The sequence below is a fragment of the Streptomyces sp. WAC06614 genome (assembly GCF_003949795.1).
Classification (GTDB): Bacteria; Actinomycetota; Actinomycetes; order Streptomycetales; family Streptomycetaceae; genus Streptomyces.
The window spans coordinates 1-682 of the sequence record NZ_RPRY01000771.1 but is presented as its reverse complement, the minus strand read 5'-3'; the positions used below and the strand labels follow the sequence as shown (position 1 = coordinate 682).

Sequence of the window (682 nt, the reverse complement as noted above, 5' to 3'; positions counted from 1 at the left end):
GTAGAGGTCGTCGGGGGCCGAGCGCAGCGAGCCCGCGAAGACGGGTACGCCGGTGGCCGCGCCGGTCGCGTCGATGGCGTCGGCCAGCGCGTGCGCGAACGCGGTGTTCCCGCTGGTCTCGTGGGCGCGGCAGTAGAGCACCCCGATGCGCGGCTTCCCGTCGGTCGAGCCGGGCCGCTCCGCGAAGCCCCAGGCCGGGACGGTCGCCGGCGGCTCGAACCCGAAGCCGGTCAGCAGGACCGTGTCGGAGAGGAACGCGTGCAGCTGGGCGAGGTTGCCCGGCCCGCCCTCGGCGAGATAGCGGTGAGCCTCGGCGGCGACACCCATCGGGACGGTGGAGTGCTCCATCAGCTCGGCGCTCGGCTGCTGCTCGCCACCGAGGACCACGACCGGCGTGCCACGCTCCTTGATGGCGCTCAGGCCGTCCCACAGGTCGGTGGGCGAGCCGAGGAGCCGGAAGACGACCAGGTCGGCGTCGGCCACGACCTGCTCCAGATCGGTCGCTCGCGACGGGTTCGCCCAGGCGTAGTCGGCGCCGCTGGCACGGGCCGAGAGCAGGTCGGTGTCCGAGGTGGACAGAAGGGCGATGCGTACGCGTGCAGAGTCGGCCATGCCGAGTTCCTCCTAGGGGTTCTCGCCCCGTCGATCGGTCGGATGCCCGTGGCCAGTGTCTGGCTGTGTC

Annotated in this window: 1 protein-coding gene; it reads right to left on the bottom strand. The window is 72.7% G+C overall.

The features are described from left to right. Positions 1 to 612 (bottom strand): cobaltochelatase subunit CobN (locus EF918_RS36425; RefSeq protein ID WP_185922112.1); only part of this gene is annotated, 612 nt, incomplete at its 3' end. Between the last annotated feature and the right edge of the window lie 70 nt (positions 613 to 682).